The organism is Streptomyces sp. SD15 (genome assembly GCF_054462255.1).
Window position 1 is genome coordinate 65,435 of sequence record NZ_JBTLMO010000005.1, and the last position, 26,236, is coordinate 91,670.

General features: G+C 70.2%; 29 protein-coding genes. 11 read left to right on the plus strand and 18 right to left on the minus strand.

What is annotated here, in order from left to right; all coding sequences use genetic code 11:
- Window positions 1–5: 5 nt before the first annotated feature.
- Together ACX28W_RS06765 and ACX28W_RS06770 are read left to right on the plus strand one after the other, a co-directional pair.
- On the plus strand, window positions 6–1,484 hold the full coding sequence (locus ACX28W_RS06765; protein WP_458997824.1) for an MFS transporter: 1,479 nt from the start codon (window positions 6–8) through the stop codon (window positions 1,482–1,484).
- A gap of 139 nt (window positions 1,485–1,623) precedes the next feature.
- On the plus strand, window positions 1,624–1,905 hold the full coding sequence (locus ACX28W_RS06770; protein WP_458997825.1) for a DUF6332 family protein: 282 nt from the start codon (window positions 1,624–1,626) through the stop codon (window positions 1,903–1,905).
- On the opposite strand, the gene ACX28W_RS06775 is transcribed toward ACX28W_RS06770, so the two are convergent.
- The 3 genes from ACX28W_RS06775 to ACX28W_RS06785 form a co-directional block, all read right to left on the minus strand.
- Window positions 1,866–2,531 carry a response regulator gene (locus ACX28W_RS06775; RefSeq protein WP_458997826.1) on the minus strand — a complete coding sequence of 222 codons (666 nt, stop codon included), beginning with the start codon at window positions 2,529–2,531 and terminating at the stop codon, window positions 1,866–1,868. The two genes, ACX28W_RS06770 and ACX28W_RS06775, sit on opposite strands and share 40 nt — an antisense overlap.
- Window positions 2,528–3,775: a sensor histidine kinase gene (locus tag ACX28W_RS06780; protein WP_458997827.1), complete on the minus strand. Its 1,248-nt coding sequence runs from the start codon at window positions 3,773–3,775 to the stop codon at window positions 2,528–2,530. The genes ACX28W_RS06775 and ACX28W_RS06780 overlap by 4 nt, the downstream gene beginning before the upstream one ends.
- Window positions 3,776–4,018: 243 nt before the next feature.
- Entirely contained in the window at window positions 4,019–4,756 is a 738-nt protein-coding gene (locus ACX28W_RS06785; RefSeq protein WP_458997828.1) for a TetR/AcrR family transcriptional regulator, read from the minus strand.
- A gap of 242 nt (window positions 4,757–4,998) precedes the next feature.
- Here ACX28W_RS06785 and ACX28W_RS06790 point away from each other — a divergent pair, with 242 nt between their 5' ends.
- Window positions 4,999–5,448 (plus strand): nitroreductase family deazaflavin-dependent oxidoreductase, encoded by a 450-nt coding sequence (locus ACX28W_RS06790; protein WP_458997829.1) that lies wholly within the window; start codon window positions 4,999–5,001, stop codon window positions 5,446–5,448.
- Between the two features lie 198 nt (window positions 5,449–5,646).
- Here ACX28W_RS06790 and ACX28W_RS06795 read toward each other — a convergent pair whose 3' ends face one another.
- Complete coding sequence (locus ACX28W_RS06795) at window positions 5,647–6,906, minus strand: geranylgeranyl reductase family protein (protein ID WP_458997830.1); 1,260 nt, start codon at window positions 6,904–6,906, stop codon at window positions 5,647–5,649.
- Between the two features lie 184 nt (window positions 6,907–7,090).
- On the opposite strand from ACX28W_RS06795, the gene ACX28W_RS06800 reads away from it, so the two are divergent.
- Window positions 7,091–8,446: a M20/M25/M40 family metallo-hydrolase gene (locus ACX28W_RS06800; RefSeq protein WP_458997831.1), complete on the plus strand. Its 1,356-nt coding sequence runs from the start codon at window positions 7,091–7,093 to the stop codon at window positions 8,444–8,446.
- A gap of 49 nt (window positions 8,447–8,495) precedes the next feature.
- Window positions 8,496–8,816 (plus strand): hypothetical protein, encoded by a 321-nt coding sequence (locus tag ACX28W_RS06805; RefSeq protein ID WP_458997832.1) that lies wholly within the window; start codon window positions 8,496–8,498, stop codon window positions 8,814–8,816.
- Window positions 8,817–8,920: 104 nt separating this feature from the next.
- Here the strand turns inward: ACX28W_RS06805 and ACX28W_RS06810 are convergent, their stop codons facing one another.
- Both ACX28W_RS06810 and ACX28W_RS06815 read right to left on the minus strand, forming a co-directional pair.
- Window positions 8,921–9,961: an NUDIX hydrolase gene (locus ACX28W_RS06810; RefSeq protein WP_458997833.1), complete on the minus strand. Its 1,041-nt coding sequence runs from the start codon at window positions 9,959–9,961 to the stop codon at window positions 8,921–8,923.
- 140 nt (window positions 9,962–10,101) lie between these two features.
- On the minus strand, window positions 10,102–10,296 hold the full coding sequence (locus ACX28W_RS06815; RefSeq protein WP_458997834.1) for a hypothetical protein: 195 nt from the start codon (window positions 10,294–10,296) through the stop codon (window positions 10,102–10,104).
- A gap of 122 nt (window positions 10,297–10,418) precedes the next feature.
- Here ACX28W_RS06815 and ACX28W_RS06820 point away from each other — a divergent pair, with 122 nt between their 5' ends.
- Window positions 10,419–10,883 carry an excalibur calcium-binding domain-containing protein gene (locus tag ACX28W_RS06820; protein ID WP_458997835.1) on the plus strand — a complete coding sequence of 155 codons (465 nt, stop codon included), beginning with the start codon at window positions 10,419–10,421 and terminating at the stop codon, window positions 10,881–10,883.
- Window positions 10,884–11,263: 380 nt separating this feature from the next.
- Here the strand turns inward: ACX28W_RS06820 and ACX28W_RS06825 are convergent, their stop codons facing one another.
- Window positions 11,264–12,217 (minus strand): ROK family protein, encoded by a 954-nt coding sequence (locus ACX28W_RS06825; RefSeq protein ID WP_458997836.1) that lies wholly within the window; start codon window positions 12,215–12,217, stop codon window positions 11,264–11,266.
- Between the two features lie 214 nt (window positions 12,218–12,431).
- Here ACX28W_RS06825 and ACX28W_RS06830 point away from each other — a divergent pair, with 214 nt between their 5' ends.
- Together ACX28W_RS06830 and ACX28W_RS06835 are read left to right on the plus strand one after the other, a co-directional pair.
- Entirely contained in the window at window positions 12,432–13,496 is a 1,065-nt protein-coding gene (locus ACX28W_RS06830; protein ID WP_458997837.1) for a LacI family DNA-binding transcriptional regulator, read from the plus strand.
- Window positions 13,497–13,499: 3 nt separating this feature from the next.
- Complete coding sequence (locus tag ACX28W_RS06835) at window positions 13,500–14,246, plus strand: hypothetical protein (protein ID WP_458997838.1); 747 nt, start codon at window positions 13,500–13,502, stop codon at window positions 14,244–14,246.
- Window positions 14,247–14,344: 98 nt separating this feature from the next.
- Here the strand turns inward: ACX28W_RS06835 and ACX28W_RS06840 are convergent, their stop codons facing one another.
- A complete protein-coding gene (locus ACX28W_RS06840) occupies window positions 14,345–15,649 on the minus strand; it encodes a DUF6986 family protein (protein WP_458997839.1) in 1,305 nt (434 codons plus the stop codon).
- A gap of 194 nt (window positions 15,650–15,843) precedes the next feature.
- On the opposite strand from ACX28W_RS06840, the gene ACX28W_RS06845 reads away from it, so the two are divergent.
- Complete coding sequence (locus tag ACX28W_RS06845; RefSeq protein ID WP_458997840.1) at window positions 15,844–16,779, plus strand: endonuclease/exonuclease/phosphatase family protein; 936 nt, start codon at window positions 15,844–15,846, stop codon at window positions 16,777–16,779.
- A gap of 59 nt (window positions 16,780–16,838) precedes the next feature.
- Here the strand turns inward: ACX28W_RS06845 and ACX28W_RS06850 are convergent, their stop codons facing one another.
- The 5 genes from ACX28W_RS06850 to ACX28W_RS06870 all read right to left on the minus strand — a co-directional run bounded on the left by ACX28W_RS06850 (window position 16,839) and on the right by ACX28W_RS06870 (window position 20,086).
- A complete protein-coding gene (locus ACX28W_RS06850) occupies window positions 16,839–17,801 on the minus strand; it encodes an electron transfer flavoprotein subunit alpha/FixB family protein (RefSeq protein WP_458997841.1) in 963 nt (320 codons plus the stop codon).
- A gap of 100 nt (window positions 17,802–17,901) precedes the next feature.
- Window positions 17,902–18,687, minus strand: coding sequence for an electron transfer flavoprotein subunit beta/FixA family protein (locus tag ACX28W_RS06855; RefSeq protein WP_458997842.1), 786 nt, complete (start codon window positions 18,685–18,687; stop codon window positions 17,902–17,904).
- 231 nt (window positions 18,688–18,918) lie between these two features.
- The gene (locus ACX28W_RS06860; RefSeq protein ID WP_458997843.1) at window positions 18,919–19,428 is read right to left on the minus strand and encodes a flavin reductase family protein; all 510 of its coding nucleotides are present in this window, start codon (window positions 19,426–19,428) and stop codon (window positions 18,919–18,921) included.
- Between the two features lie 43 nt (window positions 19,429–19,471).
- Window positions 19,472–19,666: a putative leader peptide gene (locus ACX28W_RS06865; protein WP_458997844.1), complete on the minus strand. Its 195-nt coding sequence runs from the start codon at window positions 19,664–19,666 to the stop codon at window positions 19,472–19,474.
- A 6-nt stretch (window positions 19,667–19,672) separates the two neighbouring features.
- Window positions 19,673–20,086, minus strand: coding sequence for a TlpA family protein disulfide reductase (locus ACX28W_RS06870; RefSeq protein ID WP_458998002.1), 414 nt, complete (start codon window positions 20,084–20,086; stop codon window positions 19,673–19,675).
- A gap of 75 nt (window positions 20,087–20,161) precedes the next feature.
- Here ACX28W_RS06870 and ACX28W_RS06875 point away from each other — a divergent pair, with 75 nt between their 5' ends.
- Both ACX28W_RS06875 and ACX28W_RS06880 read left to right on the plus strand, forming a co-directional pair.
- Window positions 20,162–20,578: a DUF4395 domain-containing protein gene (locus ACX28W_RS06875; RefSeq protein ID WP_458997845.1), complete on the plus strand. Its 417-nt coding sequence runs from the start codon at window positions 20,162–20,164 to the stop codon at window positions 20,576–20,578.
- 186 nt (window positions 20,579–20,764) lie between these two features.
- Window positions 20,765–21,493 carry a lysophospholipid acyltransferase family protein gene (locus ACX28W_RS06880; protein ID WP_458997846.1) on the plus strand — a complete coding sequence of 243 codons (729 nt, stop codon included), beginning with the start codon at window positions 20,765–20,767 and terminating at the stop codon, window positions 21,491–21,493.
- 4 nt (window positions 21,494–21,497) lie between these two features.
- Here the strand turns inward: ACX28W_RS06880 and ACX28W_RS06885 are convergent, their stop codons facing one another.
- The 5 genes from ACX28W_RS06885 to ACX28W_RS06905 all read right to left on the minus strand — a co-directional run bounded on the left by ACX28W_RS06885 (window position 21,498) and on the right by ACX28W_RS06905 (window position 26,102).
- A complete protein-coding gene (locus ACX28W_RS06885; RefSeq protein ID WP_458997847.1) occupies window positions 21,498–22,184 on the minus strand; it encodes a B3/B4 domain-containing protein in 687 nt (228 codons plus the stop codon).
- A gap of 8 nt (window positions 22,185–22,192) precedes the next feature.
- Window positions 22,193–22,765, minus strand: a complete 573-nt coding sequence (locus ACX28W_RS06890; RefSeq protein WP_458997848.1) for a transglutaminase domain-containing protein — start codon at window positions 22,763–22,765, stop codon at window positions 22,193–22,195.
- An 84-nt stretch (window positions 22,766–22,849) separates the two neighbouring features.
- The gene (locus ACX28W_RS06895; RefSeq protein ID WP_458997849.1) at window positions 22,850–23,923 is read right to left on the minus strand and encodes a threonine aldolase family protein; all 1,074 of its coding nucleotides are present in this window, start codon (window positions 23,921–23,923) and stop codon (window positions 22,850–22,852) included.
- Window positions 23,920–24,666: an SDR family oxidoreductase gene (locus ACX28W_RS06900; RefSeq protein WP_458997850.1), complete on the minus strand. Its 747-nt coding sequence runs from the start codon at window positions 24,664–24,666 to the stop codon at window positions 23,920–23,922. The genes ACX28W_RS06895 and ACX28W_RS06900 overlap by 4 nt, the downstream gene beginning before the upstream one ends.
- Before the next feature lie 38 nt (window positions 24,667–24,704).
- Window positions 24,705–26,102, minus strand: coding sequence for a DUF6421 family protein (locus ACX28W_RS06905; protein ID WP_458997851.1), 1,398 nt, complete (start codon window positions 26,100–26,102; stop codon window positions 24,705–24,707).
- Window positions 26,103–26,236 lie beyond the last annotated feature (134 nt).

A 26,236-nucleotide genomic window follows, 5' to 3' on the forward strand; every position in this document is an offset into this window, starting at 1 on the left:
TCCGCATGACCTCTCCGCTCACCGCCCCCGCGTCCGAGGGACGCTGGACCCCACGACTGTGGGGCACCCTGCTGGTGCTCTGCGCCGCGATGTTCCTGGACGCGCTGGACGTGTCGATGGTCGGCGTCGCCCTGCCGTCCATCGGCTCCGAACTCGATCTCTCCACCTCGACGCTCCAATGGATCGTCAGCGGCTACATCCTGGGATACGGCGGACTGCTCCTCCTCGGCGGACGCACCGCCGACCTGCTGGGCCGCCGTCAGGTCTTCCTGGTGGCCCTGGGAGTTTTCGCGCTGGCCTCGCTGCTCGGCGGACTCGTCGACTCGGGCCCGCTGCTGATCGCCAGCCGCTTCATCAAGGGCCTGAGCGCGGCGTTCACCGCACCAGCGGGCCTTTCCATCATCACCACGACCTTCGCCGAGGGCCCCCTGCGCAACCGCGCCCTCTCGATCTACACCACCTGCGCGGCCACCGGCTTCTCGATGGGCCTCGTGCTGTCCGGCCTGCTCACCGAGGCCAGCTGGCGCCTGACCATGCTGCTGCCCGCGCCCATCGCGCTCGTCGCGCTGTTCGCCGGCCTGAAGCTCCTCCCGCGCAGCGAACGCGAGAAGGACCACAACGGCTACGACATCCCGGGCGCCATCCTCGGCACGGCCTCGATGCTGTTGCTCGTGTTCACCGTCGTACAGGCCTCCGAGGTCGGCTGGACCTCCGCCCGTACGCTCCTGTCCTTCCTCGCCGTCGCCGTGCTGCTCACCGTCTTCGTCGGCGTCGAGCGGCGCTCGGCGGGACCGCTGATCCGGCTCGGGGTGTTGCGCTCCGGCAGCCAGATCCGCGCCCAGCTCGGCGCCATGGCGTTCTTCGGCTCGTACGTCGGATTCCAGTTCCTGGTGACGCTGTACATGCAGTCGCTGCTCGGCTGGTCGGCGCTGCATACCGCGCTGGCCTTCCTGCCCGCCGGGGCGCTGGTCGCGCTGTCCTCCACCAAGGTGGGGGCCGTCGTCGACCGTTTCGGCACCCCGCGGCTCATCGCGGTGGGCTTCGCCCTGATGGTCGTCGGCTACGCGCTGTTCCTGCGCATCAACCTCGACCCGGTCTACGCGGCCGTCATCCTGCCGACGATGCTGCTGATCGGCGCGGCCTGCGCGCTGATCTTCCCCTCCCTCAACATCCAGGCCACGAACGGCGTCGACGACCACGAGCAGGGCATGGTCTCGGGCCTGCTCAACACCTCGGTCCAGGTGGGCGGCGCCCTCTTCCTCGCCGTCGTGACGGCGGTCGTGACCGCGGACTCCTCCGCGGGTTCCTCGCCGCAGGCCGTTCTCGACAGCTACCGGACCGGTCTGGTCGTGGTGACGGGCATCGCCCTCATAGGGCTGCTGATCACGCTGCCGGGGCTGCGGACGCGGCGCCCGCAGGAGTCGATCGTGGTCACCAAGTCCGCGCGGGAGGCCGAGAAGGAGCGGGTGGCGGTCCGCGACTGATCCGGTTCATCCGAACCGATCCTGTTCATCGGAACCGATCCTGTTCGCCGGAACCGATCCTGTGCATCCGAAGCTTCAACTAGACGCGCCCGGCGGGCAGTTCCTTGCCCGCCGGGCGCGCAGCCATGACACTCGGCGGATGGCGACGACACGTACACAGGCGCAACGGGACGCGATGACCGTCGAGATCGGGTACGCGCTGCTCAGCGCGGCGTTCGTGGCGGCCGTCGTGTTCGGCGCCGTGTACGGGCCGGCCCTGCTCTTCGATCTGCCGGGGACGGTCGACAAGGTGCTGCTCGTGTCGGGTGTCTTCCTGGCCGCTCTTCTCTTCCCGCTGCGCGTGGTCACCGTACTGGTCCGATTCGGCCGCGAGAGTGCGGCTCAGCCCAGCCACCCCGGCCGTACCAACCCCGACTCATAGGCCAGCACGACCAGTTGGGCCCGATCACGGGCGCCGAGCTTCACCATGGTCCGACTGACGTGGGTCTTGGCTGTGAGCGGGCTGACGACAAGTCGCCGCGCGATCTCCTCGTTGGACAGACCGATGCCGACGAGGGCCATCACCTCCCTCTCCCGCTCGGTGAGTCGAGCGAGCGACCCGGCGGCCGCGGGTTCCTTGGAACGGGCCGCGAACTCGGAGATCAACCGACGCGTCACCCCCGGCGACAGCAACGCGTCACCCTCGACCACCGCCCGTACCGCGCGCAGGAGTTCGTCCGGCTCGGTGTCCTTGACGAGGAAGCCGGAGGCTCCGGAACGGATCGCTTCGAAGACGTACTCGTCGAGCTCGAAGGTGGTGAGCATGACCACCTTGACGTCCTTCAGCTCCGTGTCGTCGGTGATGCGGCGGGTCGCGGCGAGACCGTCGAGCAGCGGCATGCGGATGTCCATCAGGACGACGTCAGGGCGCAGTTCGCCCACCTTGCGCAGCGCCTCCTCGCCGTCGGCCGCCTCTCCGGCCACCTCGAGGTCCGGCTGAGCGTCGAGCAGCGCCTTGAAGCCCGCCCTGACCAGCGACTGGTCGTCGGCGAGCAGTACGCGGATCACCGGTTGTCCTCCTTGGCCTTCAACGGCAGTACGGCCAGCACACGGAAGCCTCCGTCGTCGCGCGGGCCCGCCTCGATCGTGCCACCGAGGGCGGCGGCCCGCTCCCGCATTCCGGCCAGCCCGTTGCCGCTGCCGCCCGCGTCGGAGCCGGTCGCGGGCCCGTCGTCGTCGATCCGCAGCCGCAGTGCCCCCTGCGCGGAGTCGACCCGCACGCGCGCGTGCCGCGACCCCGAATGCCGTACGACATTGGTCAGCGCCTCCTGGACGATGCGGAACGCGGCGAGATCGGTGCCCGGCGGGAGCTTCGGCACGTCGCCCTGGATTTCGACCGTGAGGCCCGCACCCGCGGCCTGTTCCACGAGTTCTGGAAGCCGGTCGAGCCCGGGCGCCGGAGCGCGCGGCGCCTCCCCGGGCGTACGCAGCGTGTCGAGCACCTGCCGGACTTCGCCGAGCGCCTCTTTGCTGGCGTCCTTGATGGTGGTGAGCGCGGTGCGCGCCTGTTCCGGGTCTGAGTCGAGGAGTGCGAGACCGACGCCCGCCTGGACGTTGATCACCGAGATGCTGTGCGCCAGGACGTCGTGCAGTTCGCGGGCGATCCGCAGCCGTTCCTCGTCGGCGCGCCGGGTGGCGGCCTGCGCGCGCTCGGCGCGGTCGCGGGCCCACTGTTCACGGCGTACGCGCACCAGTTCCGAGACCGCCACGATCGCCACGACCCAGGTGGCGGTGACGATCTCCTGGCTCCAGGAGGCGGTCCGGTCCCCCGTCGGCGGCAGCCAACGGTAGAGCCAGTGCGCCACGAGCAGATGGCCGACCCAGAGCATGCCGACGGCCGTCCAGGCGGCCTTGCGGTGCCCGGCGACGACCGCGCTGAAGGAGGCCAGGGCGACGGTGAGGAAGACCGGCCCGTACGGATATCCCGCGCCCAGGTAGACCATGGCGGCGGCGGCCGTACCGAAGGCGACGAGCACCGCCTGCCGTCGGCGCCACAGCAACAGGCCGGAGCCCACGAGCAGCAGTGCCCGGGCGAAGGAGTCCAGCGGTGCGCGGCTGCCCTCCTGCACATGTGCCGCGAAATTCGAGCCGATCAGGACGAAGGCGGTCAGCAGCAGCGTCGAGCGCCACGGCCACCGGGCGGTGCCGCGCTCCTCACCGTCCCGGTGGTTCCACCCGGGCGCCCCGTGCCGCCACCACGGGGGTGGGCCGCCCCACGCGGGGGACCTGGGGGTTCGCTGCTGCACTTCCATGCCGGTCACGCTAGACGGCAGGGGCCGCCGACGGCGTCAGCCGGGCGAGGTGATCACAGGTACTCCCCCCGGAGTACGTTCTCCGAGGCGGTCGGCGCGGCAGTGGGCGGCAAGGGGCGGCAGGGCGAGGTGACCGCATGCGTGCGACCTCCGTCAGGCCTCAGGACGTCAGGGACATCAGGGACATCAGCAGGGGCAGCAGGGACGACAGGGGCGTCAGGGGCGTCAGGGGCGTCAGGGGCGTCAGGATCCAGCCGTGCCGCTTCGCTTGCCCACAGTTCCGGTGGGCTCAGGGAACACCAGGCCCACGCCGTGCGCGAGTTGGTCCGCCGCGTGCCGGAAGAAGGCCTCGCGATCCTCCACGACGCGGTTGAACTGTCCGAAAAGCTCGAAGCCGATCAGTCCGTAGAGCTGCGCCCAGGCGGCCACCAGCGCCGTGACCGCCTCGGGCGGGAGGTCGGGGGCGAGGTCGGCGGCCATCCGCTGCGCCTCGGCCTTCAACTCGGCGGGCAGCGGGGTACGGGCCACGCCCTTGCCCCGATACGCGTCGCGCACGATGTCGATCAGGAGCAACCCCACGCGGGACGCGGCCGGGACGGTCGTGGCCGGCGCCGAATACCCGGGCACGGGCGAACCGTAGATGAGCGCGTACTCGTACGGGTGCTCCAGCGCCCAGCGACGCGCCGCCACGCACACCGACGTCCAGCGCTCGCGCGGCCCGGCGCCCGCGACTTCGGCGTGGGCCACCTCCGCGCTCTCGCCAAGGGAGTCGTAGGCGTCGATGATGAGGGCGGTCAGCAGGTCGTCACGGCTGGGGAAGTAGCGGTAGAGCGCGGAGGAGACCATGCCGAGCTCGCGGGCGACGGCTCGCAGCGAGAGCTTGGCTGCGCCCTCCGCGGCGAGCTGTCTGCGCGCCTCGTCCTTGATGGCCGCGGTGACCTCGATCCTGGCTCGGGCACGTGCCCCTCGTGCGGTAGTCATGCGGGGCAGTGTGCCACGTTTTTGGATCAGTGCACACAAAACAGAGCGGTGCTCCGAAATCCGAGCGGTGCTCCGAAATCGGAGCGATGCACTCCAGCGCACACAGTGCTCCAAATCAAGAGCGCCGCACAAAAACGAGAGCACCGCTCTTGCGATGGATCACCGATCTCCTGCAGACTGCTCTCAGTCGAGAGCAGTGCTCACAAAAGGAAGCGGCGCTCTCTCAATCGATGGGAGTCACTATGTCTGCACACGTCCAGAAGGCCGGTTGGTTCACCGTGAACGTCTTCAATCGCTCCGTGGCCTGGATGACCCGCCGCGGCCTCAGCGTCTGGGGCTCCCGGGTCCTGGCCGTCCGCGGCCGCAAGAGCGGTGAGTGGCGCACCACCCCGGTCAATCTGCTCACCGTGGACGGGCAGCAGTACCTGGTCGCCCCGCGCGGCCACGTCCAGTGGACGCACAACATGCGGGCGGCCGGCGGCGGTGAGTTGCGCCTCGGCAAGAACGTGGACGTGTTCACCGCCACCGAGATCGCCGACGACGACAAGGTCCCGCTGCTGCGCGCCTACCTCAAGCGCTGGAAGGCCGAGGTCGGCGTCTTCTTCAAGGGGGTCGGCCCGGACTCGTCCCACGACGAACTGCGGCGCATCGCCCCCGACCACCCGGTCTTCCGGATCACGGTCAAGAGCTGACCCCCAGCCCTCCGACAGGGCAGTCGAGCGCCGATCACTTGTCGCCCCGGCCGTTTCTCGCCCCCCGGCCGACTATCCGTTCCGGCCCCGGTCACTCCTCGATCGCATCACTCATCGATCGCAGCCAATCGTCGATCACTGCCGCCGCTCGTCGATCGCGGGTCAGTCGTCGATCACTGCCGCCGCTCGTAATCGCCGTCAGTCGTCGATCACTGCCGCCGCTCGTCGATCGTTGCCGCCCGTCGGCCCCGCTCCCTTGTCGAGCGCTGCCAGGGCGCGCCCGGCGATCGGGCGGGAGCGCACCAGCTCGCCCAGCGTGGTCGAACCGCGTGTGATCCCCGCGAACGCCTTCCAGGCGGGCCTGAAGCTGGTGATCGCCGCGTGGAGCATGCCCGGCCGGCGCTCGAAGAGGGTGAGCAGGCTTTTGCCGACGCTCATCTCGACGCCGAGCCCCGCCTTGATCGCGAAGGCGTAGTTGAGCGCCTGGCGCCGTGTGTCCACCGCGTCGTGCGCCTCGGCGATCCGCACCGCCCACTCCCCCGCGAGCCGGCCGGAGCGCAGTGCGAAGGAGATGCCCTCTCGGGTCCAGGGCTCAAGGAGTCCCGCCGCGTCCCCGCACACCAGCACCCGTCCCCGTGACAGCGGGGAGTCGTCGGCGCGGCACCGCGTCAGATGCCCCGAGGAGATGCTCGGCTCGAAGCCGGCGAGCCCGAGCCGGGCGATGAAGTCCTCCAAGTACCGCTTGGTGGCGGCGCCTTCACCGCGTGCGGAGATCACACCGACGGTGAGCGTGTCCCCCTTGGGGAACACCCAGCCGTAACTGCCCGGCAGGGGACCCCAGTCGATCAGGACCCGCCCCCGCCAGTCCTCGGCGACGGTCTCCGGCACGGGGATCTCCGCTTCCAGGCCGAGATCGACCTGGTCGAGCTTCACCCCGACGTGCGCCCCTATCCGGCTGGCGCTGCCGTCGGCGCCGACGACCGCCCGCGCCAGCACGGCCTCACCGCCCTGCAGGACGACGGCGACGGTGCGCCGGTCCGGCACGGCCGAACCGTGCTGTTCGACCCGGGAGACCGTGACGCCCGTACGCAGCTCGGCGCCCGCCTTCTGCGCGTGCTCGACGAGTTGCTGGTCGAACTCGGGCCGGTTGATCAGCCCGAACAGCATCTGCTTGGAGCGCCGGGTACGGGTGAACCTGCCGTCCAGCGAGAACGTGACCGCGTGCACCCGGTCCCTGAACGGCAGTTCGAAGCCGGGCGGCAGCGCGTCGCGCGAGGGGCCGATGATGCCGCCGCCGCATGTCTTGTAGCGGGGCAGCTCCGCCTTCTCCAGCAGCAGGACGCTGCGTCCCGCGACCGCTGCCGCATAGGCGGCCGAGGCACCCGCCGGCCCCGCGCCGACCACGACGACGTCCCACACCCGCTGTTCGTCGTCCGCCGAAGAGTTCTCGCTGCTCACGATGGTCTACTGCTCCCAGTCCAGCCGTCTGCCGCACGTATCTCCCGCATCCTACGGCGGGTATCGCCGCAGGCCACTGTGGGAGGATCGGCAGCGTATGCGCCCTGCACAGCAGTAGGCACCTACGCACCGCACGATCATCTGTACACAGAAGTACAACGTCGCACCCACAAGGAGCGTGCCCATGTCGTCGAATTCGGTCGCCGAGACCGTCGCCTCGCTCATGCCCAGGGCGAAGACTGAGCTCACCGAACTGGTGGCCTTCACATCGGTGGCGGACTTCGACCAGTATCCCCGCAGCGAGAGCGAAGGCGCGGCGAACTGGGTCGCCGGCGCGCTGCGTGCCGAGGGCTTCCAGGACGTGGCGCTGCTCGACACCCCGGACGGCACCCAGTCGGTGTACGGCTTCCTGCCCGGACCGGAGGGCGCCAGGACCGTTCTCCTGTACGCGCACTACGACGTGCAGCCGCCACTGGACGAGGCGGCCTGGACCACCCCGCCGTTCGAGCTGACGGAGCGCGACGGCCGCTGGTACGGACGCGGCAGCGCCGACTGCAAGGGCGGCTTCATCATGCACCTGCTCGCGCTGCGCGCGCTGAAGGCGAACGGCGGCGTTCCGGTGGGCGTCAAGGTGATCGTCGAGGGTTCGGAGGAGCAGGGTACGGGTGGTCTGGAGCGGTACGCCGAGGCGCACCCGGAGCTGCTGACCGCCGACGCCATCGTCATCGGCGACGCCGGCAACTTCCGGCTCGGTCTGCCGACCGTCACGTCGACCCTGCGCGGCATGACCCTCGTACGTGTCCAGATCGACACTCTGGAAGGCAATCTGCACTCGGGGCAGTTCGGCGGCGCGGCGCCCGACGCGCTGGGCGCGCTGATCCGCGTACTGGACTCGCTGCGCGCCAAGGACGGTTCGACGACGGTCGACGGGCTGACCGGCGGCGTACCGTGGGACGGGTTGCAGTACGACGAGGAGACGTTCCGCCAGGACGCCAAGGTGCTCGACGGGGTCGAGCTGATCGGTTCCGGCACGGTCGCCGACCGCATCTGGGCGCGTCCGGCCGTCACCGTCCTCGGCATCGACTGCCCGCCGGTCGTCGGTGCGACGCCGTCCGTGCAGGCAAGCGCCCGCGCGCTGGTCAGCCTGCGCGTGCCGCCGGGCGTGGACGCGGGCGAGGCGACCAAGCTGCTGCGGGCTCATCTGGAGGCGCACACGCCATGGGGCGCGCGGGTGAGCACCGAGCAGATCGGCCAGGGCCAGCCGTTCAGCGCCGACACCTCCAGTCCCGCGTACTCGGCGATGGCCGAAGCGATGGCGGTCGCCTACCCGGGCCAGGAGATGCAGGCCGCGGGCCAGGGCGGCTCCATCCCGCTGTGCAACACCCTCGCCTCGCTGTATCCGCAGGCGGAGATCCTGCTCATCGGCCTGAGCGAGCCGGAGGCGCAGATCCACGCGGTGAACGAGAGCGTCTCGCCGCGGGAGCTGGAGCAACTCTCGGTCGCCGAGGCGTTGTTCCTGCAGAAGTACGCGGCGATCTGAGCGCTCTGCCCGCAGCAGCGGGCCCTCGCTCCAGCTACTACGCTTCCCCGTGGGCCAGCCCCATCTGAGGTGCGACGACGAGTTGACGCCGATCGCGCTGACCCACTTCCCCAAGGGTCACGCGGAGTTCGACGCGGAAGTGGCCTGTTTCGGCCACGGCGATCCGGGGATCGGCGGGCGTCGAAGGCGCTGCGCACGACAGGGGTGGCGTCCCCCGGTCGGCCGCCGCGATCCTTACCCGCCACGCACCCTCGCCGCCGTGATGGCGGACTTCAACCGCAGGGTCCAGAAGGAGAGCAGACGGACGCCGTACCCGAGCGACGAACTGCGCCGGCTCGGCCGGAGCAGCCCGCCCGTCCCCGCGCGGTGACGGGCGACCGTCTTCCCGCCGCCCCGGTGGGCAGGCGCGGGTGACGGCGGTCGGCCGCACGCCGAACCCGGGCGCCGACCGCCCGCACCGTACGCCGAACGCGGTCAGCCGAGCGGGATCCCCGCCTCCAGATAGAGTGCCGCCCCGCGCTCCCGCGCCCGCAGCGCCCATCGCAGCCGTTCGTAGCGCACCGGTGGGAGCAGGTCCGCCGCCTCCCGCTCGGTGACGAAGCGCCAGGCGCGCAGTTCGGGTCCGGGGAGCAGTAGTCGGCGGGCCTCGGCGGAGTCGAGTCGGCCGCCGTCGAAGAGGAGGCGCAGACCGCCGTAGCCCGGCGGCGCGGGCGGCTCCCAGTCGACGACCAGCAGACCGGGTACGTCGTCGAGTCGTATGCCGGTCTCCTCGGCGACCTCGCGCATGCCCGCGCGAGCAGGAGCCTCACCGGGTTCGACGACGCCTCCGGGGAACTCCCAACCGGCCTTGTACGTCGGATCGACGAGCAGAACCCGGTCCTGCTCGTCGAAGAGGAGTACCCCGGCGGCAACGGTCTCGGCGGTGGGTTCGGGGGTCTGCACGATCTCGCACACGGGCACGTCACCGTTGCGCACGGCTTCGGCGATGCGCAGCGCCGTGTCGTACGGGGTGAGCGCGCTCGTGTCGACCGGGTGGGCGTCGGCGGTGAGCCAGGAGGCGAGCGCCGCGCGGTAGGGCTCGATGTGGTCGTAGGACCACTGACGCACGCGTATCTCGCCGTCGGGCAGGTCCTCGGGTATCTCACGGTCGGCTATGCGTTCGCGCAGGATCGTTTCCGCCGGGGCGAGGAGGACATGGCGCACCTCGATCCGGCGCGAGGCGAGGCCGCCGAAGATCTCGTCGCGGTACTCCTGGCGCAGCAGGGTCATGGGGATCACGAGGACGCCGCCCAGCTCCGCGAGCATGGCGGCCGCGGTGTCGACCACCAGGCGCCGCCAGATCGGCAGGTCCTGGAAGTCGCCGACCTCCGCGAGGCGTTTGGGCGGCAGCAGATTGGCGAGTCCGCCGCCGATGACCTCGGGGTCGAAGAGCGTGCTGTTCGGGATCAGTTCGATCAGTTCCCGTGCGGTGGTGGTCTTCCCCGCACCGAACGCACCGTTGATCCAGACGATCACGGTTCCCCCTCTTCTCTTGGCCCCCTGAGGCTTGCCCGCTCCACCCTGCCACGGAAACCAGGCCCTGATGAGGGAGCCGACGACGCGGTGCCGGTCCCCCGTCCCAGGGGCACCGGCGCCGCGCAGACGAACCTTCCCCCTCAGCCGTTATGCCCCGGCGCGCCTTCGCCCACGGCCAGGCTGTCGCTGTTGGTGGTGTGGTCGACGGTGCTGAGCGTGTCGTTGACGTTCCGGTCGCCGAGGGCGTCGCTGTCGAGCGAGTGGGACGGGGTGATGGCCGCCACGACGAACCCGGCGGCGAGGGAGGCAACGGCGAGCATGCTTCGCTTCTTCATGCCCGGTTCAACTACGAATCCGACGACGAGTCACGGGTGGGTCACACAACTCCCACTCCTCCTCATCGGGCACATCCGCAGCACTACCGTCATCCCACCCGAAACACCCCAGGGGGGATGAGATGGCCAACGCGTACAACACACCACCCACCACGCCCAACCGCACTGCCCCGCGCTGGGCCCGCAAACGCTACGTCGTGCCCACGCTCGTCATAGCCCTGTTCACCGGCGTCGGTATCGGCAACAGCGGCGGGAACACCACCGAGTCCGTCGCGGCGAAGCCCCGCCCGACGGCCACCGTCACCGCCACAGCCACGACCACCGCCGCCACGACAGCGACGGAGACGGCTACGGTGGCGCCGTCCGCCACCGTGACGGTACGGACGACGGAGACCGTGCGCGCAACTGTCACGGCCCAGCCCGCCGCCGCGGACGGCGGCGACACCGACGACAGCGCTGGCGGGAGCACCGTCTCCTACGAGAACTGCGCCGCCGCCCGCGCGGCGGGCGCCGCGCCCGTACGGGTGGGGGACCCCGGCTACGGCCGCCACCTCGACCGCGACGGGGACGGCGTCGGCTGCGAGTGACGTACGTGCCCATGCCCGATTCGCTGTAGGGCCGGCGGTAGAACCTGAAGGACAGACGCTTCAGGAAGGAGAACCAGCCGTTCTGCGCCCTCTCCTCGTACGGGCACAGCGCGGCGTGGACGGCAAGCAGGAGCGGCGCGGGGGGTCTTCGTCGGCGCCGGGCCGAACGTGCGAGTGCGCCGGCGCGAAGGACGTGGGACAGCGTGGGACTCCTGGAGGCCCTCGGCCACCAGTACGGCGACGCCCGACAGTTCGCGGAACTGGGGCGTCGACCGCCTCACGTACGACCACCGCGACAACGTCTGGGGCACGGTTCCGGTCCCGACTCGGGCCAGATGTACCGGGCGCACGCCGGGGTCGGTCTCCCTCGGTCGGCGGCGTCAGACCCCGGCCGCGGTCGGGTTCGCCCTCCGGGTGAGCGCGGCCGCGGCCGCACCGACCAGTCCGGCGTCCGTGCCCATCAGCGCGGGCGCCACGGTCAGCCGCCGTACGAACGACAGCGTCGCGTAGTCACCGAGCGCCTTGCGCAGGGGATCGAAGAGCACGTCCCCCGCCTTGCTCACTCCGCCGCCGATGACGGCGATGTCGATCTCGACGAGGGTCGCGGTCGCCGCGATGCCTGCCGCGAGCGCACGCGCCGCGCGTTCGAAGGAGGCCACGGCCACCGGGTCGCCCTGGCGTGCGGCGGCGGCCACCGCGGCCGCCGAGGCCTCACCGTCCGGCCCGGGCCGCCACCCGGCCTCCAGGGCCCGCCGTGCGATGTTCGGGCCGCTCGCGATGCGCTCGACGCAGCCGCGGGAGCCGCACGGGCAGAGATCGCCGTCCAGGTCCACGCTGATGTGCCCGATGTGGCCGGCGTTGCCGGTGGGGCCCGCGTGCAGCCGGCCGTTCAGGACGAGCCCGCCACCTACGCCTGTCGACACCACCATGCACAGCGCGTTGTCGTGGCCGCGGGCGGCGCCCTGCCAGTGCTCGGCCGCCGTGATGGCCACGCCGTCACCGATCAGCTCGACGGGCAGCTCGCCCGTGGCCGTCCGGACCCGCTCGACCAGCGGGTAGTCACGCCAACCCGGCACGTTCACGGGGCTCACCGTGCCCGCGGAGGCATCCACAGGGCCCGCGCTGCCGATACCGACGGCCCCCACCCTGCTCCACAGCGGAGAGTCGGTCAGCTCGCCGATCACGGCGTCCACGGCCCCCATGACGGTGTCGCCGTCCTCCTGCGCGGGCGTCGCGCGCTGCACGCGCAGCAGGATCCGGCCGCTGCCGTCCACCAGCGCTCCGGCGATCTTGGTGCCGCCGATGTCGAGCGCGGCCACGAGGTCGGTGTGCATGAGTGTCAGTTCTCCCGGTGAACCTTGATAAAAGGGCAGACCGGTCTCGCGGTGGGGGCGCAGGCCGGAGAATGCGGTGGACAGTGTCCCCTGCATCTGACAACGTTGTCCAGGCTCTATGCTCGACGCCACATCCTCATACAACCCCATGGACCGACACATCCTCGTGGCCCACAGGAACCGTGGACCGCAGGAACCGTGGCCCACAGGAACCGTGGACGACAGGACAGGACAGCGCATCGTGGCCGAGACCGCCCGCCGATCCGAGACCCGCTACGGCAACCGTCCGACCATGAAGGACGTGGCGGCCCGTGCCGGTGTCGGTCTCAAGACGGTCTCGCGTGTGGTCAACGGCGAGCCCGGAGTCACCCCGGACACCGAGCGCCGGGTCCAGGAGGCCATCGACGCGCTGGGCTTCCGCCGCAACGACAGCGCGCGGGTGCTGCGCAAGGGCCGCACCGCGAGCATCGGCCTCGTCCTGGAGGATCTCGCCGACCCGTTCTACGGTCCCCTCAGCCGCGCGGTCGAGGAAGTGGCCCGCGCCCACGGCGCGCTGCTCATCAACGGCTCCAGCGCCGAGGACCCGGATCGCGAGCAGGAACTCGTCCTCGCCCTGTGTGCGCGCCGCGTGGACGGGCTCGTCATCATCCCGGCCGGTGACGACCACCGCTACCTCGAGCCCGAGATAAAGGCGGGCGTCGCCACGGTGTTCGTGGACCGTCCGGCGGGGCAGATCGACGCCGACGTCGTCCTGTCGGACAGTTTCGGCGGAGCCCAGGACGGCGTCGCCCACCTGATCGCCCACGGTCACCGCCGGATCGGCTTCATCGGCGACATGCCCCGCATCCACACCGCCGCCGAGCGGCTGCGCGGTTATCGCGCGGCGATGGAGGACGCGGGCATACCGGTCGAGGACGTCTGGATGTCCCTGGGTGTCACCGATCCCGTGCGGGTGCGCCGGGCGGCCGAGGCGATGCTCTCGGGCACCTCCCCCGTGACCGCGATCTTCGCGGGCAACAACCGTGTGACGGTCACGGTGATCCGTGTGCTCGCCGAGCGCAGCCGCCCGGTCGCCCTCGTCGGCTTCGACGACATCGAGCTCGCCGACCTCCTCCAGCCCGGCGTCACCGTCGTCGCCCAGGACGCCGCCACCCTCGGCCGCACCGCCGCCGAGCGCCTCTTCCGCCAGCTCGACGGCGCCCTCGTCACGCCGGAGCGCATCGAACTCCCGACCCGCCTGATCACCCGCGGCTCGGGCGAACTCCCGCCCGCGGACTGAACCGTGGTCGCCCAGGACCCCCGTACCCTCGCGGCCCTCGGCCTCGCCGTGGCGCCCCGCGACCACCCGCTGAGCTACCCGGGCGCCTGGCCCACGCAGTCCGTACTCCTCGACGGGGACCGCCTGTTGCCGCTGACCCGCCGGGTGTACGAGGACCGCGTCCCGGTCCTCGCGGTCGGCTCCAACGCCTGTCCCGCCCAGCTTCGGCACAAGATGGCGGAGTACGAGGTGTCTGGCACGATCCCGATGGTGCGGGCGCGGGTCGGTGGCATCGGCGTCGGTGTCTCGGCCCATATGAGTCCGATGGGGTACGTGTCCGCGTCGCCGTTCCACGCGCCGGATGCCGTCGGCGCGTTGTTCCTCACCTGGCTCGACGCGGCCCAGCTCGCGGTGGTCGACGCGAGCGAGGGCGTCCCGCTGCCGGCCGGAGCGTACGACCGGGCGTGGCTTCCCTCCTCCGACGTCCGTATCGAGCTGGACTCCGGTGATCTCCTGCCCGGCGCCTACATCTACGTCAACCGTCGCGGGGTCCTCCACGACGGCTCCGGGGTCCCCCGCGCGCACCCCGGCCAGCGCCCGCTGCTCAGCTCGCTCCTTGCCGGCTCGCCACGCCTGCGGGAGCTGTTCGGGGACACGCCGGAGGAGTTCTGCGCCCGGGCCCGCTTCGATGCGGAGCGGTGCGTGCGGGGAACCCGGCTGTTAGCCGAGGAAGGACTGACCGTCGCGTCCGGTCTGGAAGGGTACGTATAGGCGGGTCCGCCGTCGAAGTGCGGGGTGTTCGTAGCTGGTCGCGCCACGCGGCGAAGCTGCATGATGTCAGAGCCCCCCGCCCCTGAAAGCGGGGCGCGCTACTTCGCCGAGATCGTCAGGTCTCCCCGCCTCGGCACCGCGAATCCCTCCAGGTCCGCCCGCGTCAGACCCGTCACCCGTGCCACCTCCGCGATGTCGAGGGCGCCGCAGTCCAAGCCGCGCAGCAGGTAGCCGCTGAGGGCCTTGGCGGTGGCGGGCTCGTCCATCACGTCGCCGCCCGCGCGGTTGGCGTAGCGGGCGAGGCGGGCCGCGGCCTGCTCGAAGCCCTCGCGGTAGAAGGCGAAGACGGCCGCGTAGCGGGTCGGGATGTGGCCGGGGTGCATGTCCCAGCCCTGGTAGTAGGCGCGGGCCAGGGCGCGACGGGTGAGGCCGTAGTGCAGCCGCCAGGCGTCATGGACCTTCTCGGTCGGGCCGATCGGCAGGACGTTCGTGGAGCCGTCCGAGACGCGTACGCCGGTGCCCGCGGCCGCGACCTGCATGATCGCCTTGGCGTGGTCGGCGGCGGGGTGGTCGCTGGCCTGGTAGGCGGCACTGACCCCGAGGCAGGCGCTGTAGTCGAAGGTGCCGTAATGCAGACCGGTGGCGCGGCCCTCGGCGGCCTGGATCATGCGGGCGACCGTCGCGGTGCCGTCGGTCGCCAGGATCGACTGGCTGGTCTCGATCTGGATCTCGAAGCCGATCCGGCCGGGCTCGAGACCGCGCGCCTTCTCGAACTCCTCCAGGAGCCGGACCATCGCGGTGACCTGCTCGGCGTACGTCACCTTCGGCAGCGTCAGGACGAGCCCGTCGGGCAGCCCGCCGGCCTCCATCAGGCCGGTGAGGAAGATGTCGAGGGTGCGGATGCCGCGGTCGCGGACCGGGGCCTCCATGCACTTCATGCGGATGCCCATGTACGGGGCTGCCGTGCCGTTCTCGTACGCCTGCGCGATCAACCGGGCCGCGCGCGCCGCAGCCTCGTCCTCCTCGGCGTCCGGGCGCGGGCCGTAGCCGTCCTCGAAGTCGACCCGCAGGTCCTCGATGGGCTCGCGCTCCAGCTTGGCCCGCACGCGGTCGTACACCGGCTCGGCGAGGTCGTCGGCGAGGCCGAGGACCGCGGCGAAGGAGGCGGCGTCCGGGGCGTGCTCGTCGAGGGACGCGAGGGCCCTCTCGCCCCAGGAGCGGACGGTGTCGGCGGCGAACACATCACCGGGGACGTACACGGTGTGGACGGGCTGTCGGGTGCCGGGGTCTCCCGGGTAGCGGCGCTCCAGTTCGGCGTCGACCGGGGCGAGGGAGGCGCTGATCTCCCCGCTGACGGCGCCCGCGAGGCTCGTCGCCACCTGTTCCTGCTGGCCCTGACCCATCCGACAGCCTCCTGTTTTCCGCCCCACGGAATCAACAATCCGTTGAACGAAGTTATCCGGGGATCTTCCGGATGGTCAACACCACTTCCTGACGGGGCCACTCCGGGCTTTCGGCATGTTCACGCCCATGTCTCACGGTGGTATCACACTCCCGTAGCCACGACTCGCCCGGCAGCCCCACCGAAGGAGCCCATGTGCCGAACATCAGACGAGTCACGCGCCGTCTGGGCCTGAAGGCCGCGTTGGCCGCGGCGGTCGCCCTGCCCCTCTCCAGTACAGCACTGCCCGATTCCGCCGCCTCGGCTTCTCCCGCCTCGGCTTCTCCCGCCCCGGCGGAGGAGGCACCCGATCCCCGTCTGAAGGTCATGACCTTCAACCTTCGTTTCGCAAGCACCACGGAACCCCACAGTTGGGCCGTGCGCCGCCCCGTGATGCAAGCGTTGCTGCGCCAGGAACGGCCGCATGTCATCGGCACTCAGGAGGGCCTCTACCAGCAGATCCGCGACATCGAGGCGGACCTCGGCCCCCACCACGACTGGGTCGGCACCGGCCGCGCGGGCGGCAGCCGGGACGAGTTCATGGCGATCTTGTACGACACCCGCCGACTGGCCCCCGTCGAGTACGACCACTTCTGGCTCTCGGACACCCCCGACGTGATCGGGTCGAACACCTGGGGCGGTGGCTCCATCCGCATGGTCACATGGGTACGCTTCCGCGACCTCGGCGACAACGGGCGGGAGTTCTACTTCCTCAACACGCATCTGGACAACTCGAGTCAGAGCGCACGCGCGCGTGCCGCCACCCTGATCGGTCAACGGACCTCGGGGCTCGACCGTTCCCTGCCGCTGATCGTGACCGGCGACTTCAATGTCGCGGCCCACCGGAGCCCGGTCTACGACACGGTGCTGGGCGCCGGTCTCGTCGACACCTGGGACACCGCGGCAGAGCGAAGCGCGCTGTACGCCACGTTCCACGGGTACAAGCCGCTGACGCCGGACGGCGACCGCATCGACTGGATCCTCGCCACCCCCGGGGTGACCGCGCATCGCGCGTCGATCAACACGTTCGCGCTGAACGGCCAGTTCCCGAGCGACCATCTGCCCGTGCAGGCCACGCTGACCCTGGGATGAGCATGCGCCGAGGCCCCTGTGACCGCGACGGTCACAGGGGCCTCGTAGTTCACACACGCTCAGCCCTTGCGGGTGTTGATCTCCTCGGTGAGCTGCGGGACGACCTCGAAGAGGTCGCCGACCACGCCGTAGTCGACCAGGTCGAAGATCGGGGCCTCGGCGTCCTTGTTGATCGCCACGATCGTCTTCGAGGTCTGCATACCGGCGCGGTGCTGAATCGCGCCGGAGATACCGGAGGCGATGTACAGCTGCGGCGACACGGACTTGCCGGTCTGGCCCACCTGGTTGGTGTGCGGGTACCAACCGGCGTCGACCGCGGCGCGCGAGGCGCCCACGGCGGCACCGAGGGAGTCGGCGAGCGCCTCGATGAGGGAGAAGTTCTCGGCGCCGTTGACGCCGCGGCCGCCGGAGACCACGATCGCGGCCTCGGTCAGCTCGGGGCGGCCGGTGGACTCGCGCGGGGTGCGAGCGGTGACCTTGGTGCCGGTGGCCTTCTCCGAGAAGGACACGGCGAGGGCCTCGACGGCGCCGGCGGCCGGGGCGGCCTCCACGGGAGCCGAGTTCGGCTTGACCGTGATGACCGGGGTGCCCTTCGAGACACGGGACTTGGTGGAGAAGGAGGCGGCGAACGCGGACTGCGTGGCCACCGGACCCTCGTCGCCGGCCTCGAGGTCGACGGCGTCGGTGATGATGCCCGAGCCGATGCGGACCGCGAGGCGGGCCGCGATCTCCTTGCCTTCGGCGGAGGACGGGACGAGCACGGCGGCCGGGGAGACGGCCTCGAAGGCGGCCTGCAGCGCGTCCACCTTCGGTACGACCAGGTAGTCGGCGTACTCGGCGGCGTCGTGCGTGAGAACCTTCACCGCGCCGTGCTCGGCGAGCGTGGCGGCGGTGGCCTCGGCGCCGGAGCCGAGGGCGACGGCGACGGGCTCGCCGATGCGGCGGGCCAGCGTCAGCAGCTCCAGGGTGGGCTTGCGGACGGCACCGTCCACGTGGTCGACGTAGACGAGAACTTCAGCCATGGGATTGCTCTCCTGCAAAGTGTGAAGTCTGAGGGGCGGTCAGCGGGGCGAGCCTTAGATGCTGTGCCGGCCCGGGGAACGACCCCCGGACCCCCAGCAGTTAAATGAACTTCTGGCCCGCGAGGAACTCGGCGAGCTGCTTGCCGCCCTCGCCCTCGTCCTTGACGATCGTGCCGGCGGTGCGCGCCGGGCGCTCGGCCGCGGAGTCGACCTTGGTCCAGGCACCCTCGAGGCCGACCTCGTCCGCCTCGATCTCCAGGTCCTCCAGGTCCCAGGACTCCACCGGCTTCTTCTTGGCGGCCATGATGCCCTTGAAGGACGGGTAACGCGCCTCACCCGACTGGTCGGTGACCGACACGACGGCCGGCAGCGAGGCCTCGAGCTGCTCGGAGGCGGAGTCGCCGTCACGGCGGCCCTTGACGACGCCGTCCTCGACGGAGACCTCGGAGAGCAGCGTGACCTGCGGGACACCCAGACGCTCGGCCAGCAGGGCGGGGACCACACCGGCGGTGCCGTCGGTGGAGGCCATGCCCGAGATGACCAGGTCGAAGCCGGCCTTCTCGATCGCCTTCGCCAGCACCAGCGACGTACCGATGATGTCGGTGCCGTGCAGGTCGTCGTCCTCGACGTGGATGGCCTTGTCGGCGCCCATCGAAAGCGCCTTGCGCAGCGCGTCCTTGGCGTCCTCGGGGCCCACGGTCAGCACCGTGATCTCCGCGTCGTCGGCTTCGTCGGCGATCTGCAGCGCCTGCTCGACCGCGTACTCGTCGAGCTCGGACAGCAGGCCGTCCACGTCGTCACGGTCGACGGTCAGGTCATCGGCGAAGTGCCGGTCGCCAGTGGCGTCGGGCACGTACTTCACAGTGACAACGATCCTCAAGCTCACGCCGGCTCTCCTACTGCATCGTCTCTTCTGGGCTGCCTTCTTTCAGGCAGCATAGGCGCCTGAAGCGGCCGATCCCGGTCGGGGCGGCCCGCGCTCCGAACGAAATATTACTCACCAGTACACCCAGTTCCTGCCCACTGAGCAAGCGCTTTGAACTGTGACCTTGGCAACGCTGTGTAACCGACGAGTAGGACTGGCGAGTAGGACCGACGAGCAGGACAGACGGTAGCTTCAGTCGCGCAGGCCACTGAAGCGCCCCTGGTGGTACAGGAGCGGGCGGCCGGCGCCCGACGGGTCGCCGAGGACGACCTCGGCCAGGACGACGCGGTGATCCCCCGCGGGCACGCGCGCAACGACGCGGCACACCAGCCAGGCCAGGACGTCGTCGAGAACGGGAACACCCTCGGGGCCCTTGCGCCAACGGGTGGGCGCGCCGAAGCGGTCAGCCCCGCTCCTGGCGAAGGTGTCGGCCAGTTCGTGCTGGTGTTCGCCGAGTATGTGGACGCCGACATGGTCGGACTCGGAGATCGCGGGCCAACTGGACGCGCCGACGCCGATGCCGAAGGAGACGATCGGAGGCTCGGCGGAGACCGAGGTGAGCGAGGTGGCGGTGAAGCCGACGGGGCCCCCGTCACCGGGAGCCGTGATCACGGCGACACCCGCCGCATGCCGCCGGAAGACGGAGCGCAGCAGGTCGGGAGAGGCGAGCTGAGGGGTGCCGAGGTCGGGCGTGGCCGTCATGGAGTTGTCCTTCTGCGAGGGCTGACGAGGGATCCGTGGCTGCTCAGCAGCGCGGACAGCACGCACTCGCGGTGCGGGCCAGGTCCACGTGGACACGCTCGAAGAGAAGGAGTTCCGGGGGCATACGGTCAGGTTGACGATAGGTGGCACGTGCAGTCAAGTGCGTTCCGGCATCTGGGAGATGCCTCACCTGGACCACTGGGACCCGTACCACCGCGACCTGCATCACCTGGCTCATCGCCACTCAGACGGCCTCGCCCAGGGCGGCGATCACATCCGCCTTGCGCGGCTGCCCCGTTGCCCGCCGTACGATCCGTCCGTCCGCGTCGAGCACAAGTACGGTCGGGGTCTTGAGGATGTCGAGTTCACGGACGAGCTCCAGGCGATCCTCGGCGTCGACCTCCACATGGGACACGCCCGGGACCATCTCGGCCACCTCGGCCAGCACACGCCGGGTCGCCCGGCAGGGTGCGCAGAACGCGCTGGAGAACTGCAGCAGCGTGGCCCGCTCACCGAGCCCCTCCCCCAACTCGGCCGCGCCCAGCCGCTTCCCGCCGTCCCTCCCGCGCACTCTCACCCTCCCGCTCCGCCGCCGATGCAGCACTCCGTACGCGCTCGCCGCCGCGAGCACCACCACGCACACCACAAGTCCGGTCATCACCTGCACAAGCATTCACACGACCGCAAAGATTCCCGGGTCCATGCATCGCTCCCGGTGCGGAATGCTTGGTTCATGGACATTGACGCAAGAGGGCCGCGGTTCGGTGCGGCCGTGACGGCCGTCGTACTGGCGGTCGCGTTGATCACCGGCAGCGCCTGGCTACTGGCCTGGCAGGTGCTGGCGTTCGCGCTGGGCGCGTCGGGAGGCGTGCCACGCTCCCCGTACGGCTGGCTGTACAAGAAGGCCGTACGCCCCCGGCTGGGGCCGCCCACGGAGTTCGAGGCGCCACAGCCGCCGCAGTTCGCGCAGGCCATCGGGCTGGTGTTCGCGGTCGTGGGACTGATCGGCTTCACAGCGGGGCCCGAGTGGCTCGGCCTCGCGGCGACCGGTTGCGCGCTGGCGGCAGCCTTTCTCAATGCGGCGTTCGGGTATTGCTTGGGCTGCGAGATGTACCTGATCGCGCGTCGGATGGCGGTACGCGCAGAGTAAAGGCAGATTAAAAGGCCGAGGTGGATCAAGTGGTGGACGTGACGAGAATCTCGCCGTTCTCGGGCACCAGGACTGGCCACTCGTCCGTTCTTGGGGCACGATCTGCGCAATGCCGTAAACCTACGGCTGCGTAACTTTCCCGCCGGGAGACCCCTTCCCGAGCAGAGAGAAGGGTCCACCCCGTCCATGGCAGAGCTTGTCTACCGTCCCGTCGTCGGTCTCGCCCAAACGTTGTTCAAGGTGTGGGACCTCAAGATCGACTGCAAGGGGTCGGAGAACATTCCGCGCTCGGGCGGCGCCGTGCTGGTCAGTAACCACATCAGCTATCTGGACTTCATCTTCGACGGTCTGGCCGCCCTGCCGCAGAAGCGCCTGGTGCGCTTCATGGCAAAGGAGTCGGTGTTCCGGCACAAGGTCTCCGGCCCGCTGATGCGGAGCATGAAGCACATCCCGGTGGACCGCAAGCAGGGGGAGAACGCGTACCAGCACGCGCTCAACTCGCTGCGTTCCGGTGAGATCGTCGGCGTCTTCCCCGAGGCGACCATCTCGCAGTCCTTCACCCTGAAGAGCTTCAAGTCGGGTGCCGCGCGCCTGGCCCAGGAAGCCGGCGTCCCGCTCATCCCGATGGCCCTGTGGGGCACCCAGCGGCTGTGGACCAAGGGCTACCCGCGCAACTTCAAGCGCAGCCACACCCCGGTCACGATCCGGGTCGGCGAGCCGATGGAGGCCCCGCAGGACCAGTACGCGGGCGCGATCACCCGGCGGCTGCGCGAGCGCTGTCAGGAGCTCCTGGAGTCCGCACAGCGCGCCTATCCCGTCCGGCCCAACGGCGCGGACGACACGTGGTGGATGCCGGCGCACCTCGGCGGCACGGCGCCGACCCCCGAAGAGGTGCGCGCGGCCGAGGCGAGCTGAATCGTCACGCCGGGGCGTGGACGGTGATCCGCGCCCCGGGGCTGAACTTCTCCAGCAGCTCGGCGAGTTCGGCGCCCGCCTGTTCCACCGTCGGCATCGGCGCCAGGCTCTCCAGCAGGAAGATCGCGGAGGTCGACTCCTCCGTGAGCCGGGTGCGCGGGCCCTGGCGCCAGTTCCAGCGCCGGCAGGTCACGCCCACCTCGTCGCACCACACCACCTCGCCCGCGTCCGGGTGCTCGACGACCTCCGCGCCGCCCGCAACGGTCACGAAGTCCTCCTCGCCGGTGGCGCGCACGAGCCGCATCCCGCCCCGGACGTGCTCGATGTCCTCGCCGCCGACCGGGATCAGATGGGCGACGCTGATCGCGTTGTAGACGTCGACGAGCACGTTGATCCGGGGCAGTCCGGCGCCGGAGAGGGCCCGCTTGGCGAGCGCCTCCGCCGAGTTGCGCGTCCGCGACGGCTTCGAGCCGAACGCCGTGTACACCTCCCGCCAGGCCGCCATGTGCGGGTCCTCGTGCGGAGCGCGACCGTCCAGTCGTACGGCCAGACGGCGGGCCGCGTCGTCGAGCAGCGCTGAGGTTCCCTCGATGCTGGGCCCGTTGAGGAGTCCGTGGGCCTCGACGGCGACGTGGCGGAAAGCGGGCGCGAGGGCGCGTACCTCGTCGGACACGGTGAGCGTGGGAGTCATGGCCTGCCTCAGAGTGCGGTGGGGAGCGTCTTCCAGAGGTGCGGTCGGTCGGGGGCGGCCTTGAGGACGCTCAGCACGACCGGGTGAGGTTCAGCATACAGGACTGTATAGTCCAACTCATTGAACTCCGGGTCGGGCGTGAAGGCCAGCCGCTCACCCTCGAGGGAGAACTGGGCGTCCACGCCCGGCTTGTTGCCACGGGGGTCCTGCCGATGCCACGCGCCGTTGAACCGTACGGCGACCAGCCCGTGCACCACGTCGAACCTCTGGTAGCAGAACGCCGTCGGAATGTCCTCGGCCCGCAGCAGCGCGGCCAGGGCATGGGCCTTGGCGTAGCAGATGCCGGTGCGCCACTCCAGGACGTCGGAGGCGCGCCAGGTGACGCGCAGATCGCCGGAGTCCTGCGAGTGCGGGATGGCGTCACGCACGAATTCGAATGCCGCCCGCGCATAGGTATACGAGTCGACGGCCCCCTTGGCGAGGCGCGCGGCCGTCTCCCGTACGAGTGGATGATGATGGTCGACGACCTCGTCGGCAGCCAAGTACGCGGACAGATCGGTGGTGTTCTGGATCAGCTCCATAGCCGCAGAGCATAGGAATACGATCACCCGAGAGTCAATGACTTTTCAGGTGACCGTATATCTATGCACGATGGCCTCTTGCGGCTACTGGTGGGCCATCTCCTCCTTGAGCGCCGCCACGAACCCGTCGACGTCGTCCTCTGTCGTGTCGAAGGCGCACATCCAGCGGACGTCGCCCGCCGCCTCGTCCCAGAAGTAGAAGCGGTAGCGCTTCTGCAGCCGCTCGCTCACGTCGTGCGGAAGGCGCGCGAAGACCGCGTTGGCCTGCACCGGGTGGAGGATCGTCACCCCGTGCACCGCGCGCACGCCCTCGGCGAGCCGCTGGGCCATCTCATTGGCGTGGCGGGCGTTGCGCAGCCACAGATCCTTGGCGAGCAGCGCCTCCAACTGCACGGAGACGAAGCGCATCTTGGAGGCGAGCTGCATCGACAGCTTGCGCAGATGCTTCATATGGCTGACGGCGTCCTGGTTGAGGACGACGACGGCCTCGCCGAACAACGCGCCGTTCTTCGTCCCGCCCAGGCTCAGGATGTCCACGCCCACCGCGTTGGTGAACGTCCGCATCGGGACGTTCAGGGAGGCGGCCGCGTTGGATATGCGGGACCCGTCCAGGTGCACCTTCATGCCGCGCGCGTGCGCGTGATCGCAGATGGCGCGGATCTCGTCGGGCGTGTAGACGGTGCCGAGTTCGGTGTTCTGGGTGATCGAGACGACCTGCGGCATCGCACGGTGCTCGTCGTCCCAGCCGTACGCCTGCCGATCGATCAGCTCGGGGGTGAGCTTGCCGTCGGGTGTGGGCACGGTGAGCAGCTTGAGGCCGCCCATGCGCTCGGGGGCGCCGCCCTCGTCGACGTTGATGTGCGCGCTCTCCGCGCAGATCACCGCGCCCCAGCGGTCGGTGACCGCCTGGAGCGCGACGACGTTCGCGCCGGTGCCGTTGAAGACCGGGAAGGCCTCGGCCGAGGCGCCGAAGTGGCTGCGGATGATCCGCTGGAGGTTCTCGGTGTAGACGTCCTCGCCGTACGCGATCTGGTGCCCGCCGTTGGCCAGGGCCAGGGCGGCGAGCACCTCCGGGTGGGCCCCGGCGTAGTTGTCGCTGGCGAAGCCGCGGACGTCCGGGTCGTGGTGCCGGCGGGCGTCGGTCTTCGGAGGGTTCACGGCTGCTCGGTGAGCCACAGACGGTTTCCGTTCACTTCTGCGGCGGGCTTCGCCCAGACGCCGAGGATCGCCTCGGCCAGGTCCTTGACGTCCGTGAAGCCCGCGAACTTCGCGTTCGGGCGCTCGGCGCGCATCGCGTCGTGCACCAGTGCCTTGACCACCAGGATGGCAGCCGCGGAGGTCGGGCCCTCCTCGCCCCCCGCTTTGCGGAAGAAGTCGGCCAGCGAGAGCGTCCAGGCTTCGGCGGCGGCCTTGGCGGCGGCGTAGGCGGCGTTGCCCGCGGTGGGCTTGCTCGCGCCCGCGGCGCTGATCAGGATGTACCGGCCGCGGTCGCTGCGCTGCAAAGCCTCGTGGAAGGCGAGGGTGGTGTGTTGCACCGTGCGGATGAGCAGCAACTCCAGGAAGTCCCAGTCGTCGAGGCTCGTCCTGGTGAAGGTCTCACTGCCGCGCCAGCCGCCGACGAGGTGGACGAGGCCGTCGACGCGGCCGAAGTCCTTCTCGATACGGATGGCCCAGTCACGGGTCGAATCCAGGTCGAGCAGGTCGACCGTGTCGCCGACGACGGCGGCGCCGCCGTGCCCGTAGCTGGCCGCGTCCACGGCCTCCGCGAGTCGCTCGGGGTCGTTGTCCGAGCCGATGACGGTCGCCCCTGCCTCGGCGAGCCGGACAAGCGTCGCCCGGCCGGCGGGTCCGCCCGCGCCGGCCACCGCGATCACCGCTCCGCTGAGAGCCCCGTTCCCCATGATCCTCGCCTCCTGAGCAGTGTTCTGTTGGCGGTCGCTCACGCGGCGACCCGCTCGGCGCTCGCCGCGGTGATGCCCTTGGTGGAGGCGATCACGTTCTTCAGCTTCTTGGAAAGCGCCTCATAGAACATGCTCAACGGAAACTCGTCCGGAAGCACGTCGTCCACGAGCTTGCGCGGGGTCTGGGTCAGATCCAGAGCGTCCGGGCCCTTGGCCCAGCGGGAGCCCGGGTGCGGGGCGAGGTAGGTGGAGACCAGCTCGTACGCCTTGAACCAGTGGACCAGCTTGGGGCGGTCGATGCCGGCCCGGTAGAGGTCCTCGATCTCCGTGCACAGCTGGTTGGTGACCTGCGGGGCGCGCTGCCAGTCGATGTGCAGCTTGTTGTCGGTCCAGCGGACGACGTCGTGCTGGTGCAGGTAGGCGAAGAGCAGCTGGCCGCCGAGACCGTCGTAGTTGCGCACCCGGTCGCCGGTGACGGGGAAGCGGAACATCCGGTCGAAGAGCACCGCGTACTGCACGTCACGGCCCTGCGTGAAGCCGTCGTCCGCCAGCTTCACGGCCTCCTTGAAGGCGGTGAGGTCGCAGCGCAGCTCCTCCAGGCCGTACATCCAGAACGGCTGACGCTGCTTGATCATGAACGGGTCGAAGGGCAGGTCGCCATGGCTGTGCGTGCGGTCGTGGACCATGTCCCAGAGCACGAAGGCCTGCTCGCACCGCTCCTGGTCGTGGACCATCGTGGCGATGTCCTCGGGCAGCTCCAGGCCGAGAATGTCCACGGCGGCGTCGGTGACGGCACGGAAGCGGGCAGCCTCGCGGTCGCAGAAGATGCCGCCCCAGCTGAAGCGCTCGGGCGCCTCACGGACCGCGATGGTCTCGGGGAAGAGGACCGCCGAGTTGGTGTCGTAGCCCGCGGTGAAGTCCTCGAAGGTGATGCCGCAGAACAGCGGGTTGTCGTAGCGGGTGCGCTCCAGCTCGGCCAGCCACTCCGGCCAGACCATGCGCAGCACGACGGCCTCGAGGTTACGGTCCGGGTTGCCGTTCTGGGTGTACATCGGGAAGACGACCAGGTGCTGCAGGCCGTCCTCACGGTGCGCGGCGGGCTGGAAGGCCAGCAGCGAGTCGAGGAAGTCGGGCACCTGGAAGCCCGTGTCGGCCCAGCGGCGCAGGTCCTTCACCAGCGCCTCGTGGTAACCGGCGTCGTGCGGCAGCAGGGGCGCCAGCTGCTCTATCGCGTCGATGGCACGGCGTACGGCCAGATCGGCATCGGAGGCGTCCGGGGCGCCCTCGGCCTCGAAGTCGATCGACCCGTCCTTGGACTGCCAGGGCCGGATCTCCTCCACGGCATCCTTGAGCACGGGCCAAGCCGGGTGCTCCACCACCCTGACCACGGGAGGAACCCGCTCCTCCGCACCCACCCGCACAAGAATTTCCGTCATGCCCCATCCTCCACTGAAGAACCTCGCGTATAGACACCGTATGTAACGAGGTTCCTTCCCGCAAGAGGATTATCGATAGATTATCCTGCACGACCCCTGCCTTCACCGCTCTTTTTCCTGTGCGACACCGTGCA

Coding starts and splice junctions, on each gene's coding strand:
- ACX28W_RS06765 (WP_458997824.1), top strand. CDS start 6: ATGACCTCTCCGCTCACCGCCCCCGCGTCCGAGGGACGCTGGACCCCA.
- ACX28W_RS06770 (WP_458997825.1), top strand. CDS start 1,624: ATGGCGACGACACGTACACAGGCGCAACGGGACGCGATGACCGTCGAG.
- ACX28W_RS06780 (WP_458997827.1), bottom strand. CDS start 3,775: ATGGAAGTGCAGCAGCGAACCCCCAGGTCCCCCGCGTGGGGCGGCCCA.
- ACX28W_RS06785 (WP_458997828.1), bottom strand. CDS start 4,756: ATGACTACCGCACGAGGGGCACGTGCCCGAGCCAGGATCGAGGTCACC.
- ACX28W_RS06790 (WP_458997829.1), top strand. CDS start 4,999: ATGTCTGCACACGTCCAGAAGGCCGGTTGGTTCACCGTGAACGTCTTC.
- ACX28W_RS06800 (WP_458997831.1), top strand. CDS start 7,091: ATGTCGTCGAATTCGGTCGCCGAGACCGTCGCCTCGCTCATGCCCAGG.
- ACX28W_RS06815 (WP_458997834.1), bottom strand. CDS start 10,296: ATGAAGAAGCGAAGCATGCTCGCCGTTGCCTCCCTCGCCGCCGGGTTC.
- ACX28W_RS06820 (WP_458997835.1), top strand. CDS start 10,419: ATGGCCAACGCGTACAACACACCACCCACCACGCCCAACCGCACTGCC.
- ACX28W_RS06825 (WP_458997836.1), bottom strand. CDS start 12,217: ATGCACACCGACCTCGTGGCCGCGCTCGACATCGGCGGCACCAAGATC.
- ACX28W_RS06840 (WP_458997839.1), bottom strand. CDS start 15,649: ATGGGTCAGGGCCAGCAGGAACAGGTGGCGACGAGCCTCGCGGGCGCC.
- ACX28W_RS06850 (WP_458997841.1), bottom strand. CDS start 17,801: ATGGCTGAAGTTCTCGTCTACGTCGACCACGTGGACGGTGCCGTCCGC.
- ACX28W_RS06860 (WP_458997843.1), bottom strand. CDS start 19,428: ATGACGGCCACGCCCGACCTCGGCACCCCTCAGCTCGCCTCTCCCGAC.
- ACX28W_RS06865 (WP_458997844.1), bottom strand. CDS start 19,666: ATGAGCCAGGTGATGCAGGTCGCGGTGGTACGGGTCCCAGTGGTCCAG.
- ACX28W_RS06870 (WP_458998002.1), bottom strand. CDS start 20,086: ATGACCGGACTTGTGGTGTGCGTGGTGGTGCTCGCGGCGGCGAGCGCG.
- ACX28W_RS06875 (WP_458997845.1), top strand. CDS start 20,162: ATGGACATTGACGCAAGAGGGCCGCGGTTCGGTGCGGCCGTGACGGCC.
- ACX28W_RS06880 (WP_458997846.1), top strand. CDS start 20,765: ATGGCAGAGCTTGTCTACCGTCCCGTCGTCGGTCTCGCCCAAACGTTG.
- ACX28W_RS06885 (WP_458997847.1), bottom strand. CDS start 22,184: ATGACTCCCACGCTCACCGTGTCCGACGAGGTACGCGCCCTCGCGCCC.
- ACX28W_RS06890 (WP_458997848.1), bottom strand. CDS start 22,765: ATGGAGCTGATCCAGAACACCACCGATCTGTCCGCGTACTTGGCTGCC.
- ACX28W_RS06900 (WP_458997850.1), bottom strand. CDS start 24,666: ATGGGGAACGGGGCTCTCAGCGGAGCGGTGATCGCGGTGGCCGGCGCG.
- ACX28W_RS06905 (WP_458997851.1), bottom strand. CDS start 26,102: ATGACGGAAATTCTTGTGCGGGTGGGTGCGGAGGAGCGGGTTCCTCCC.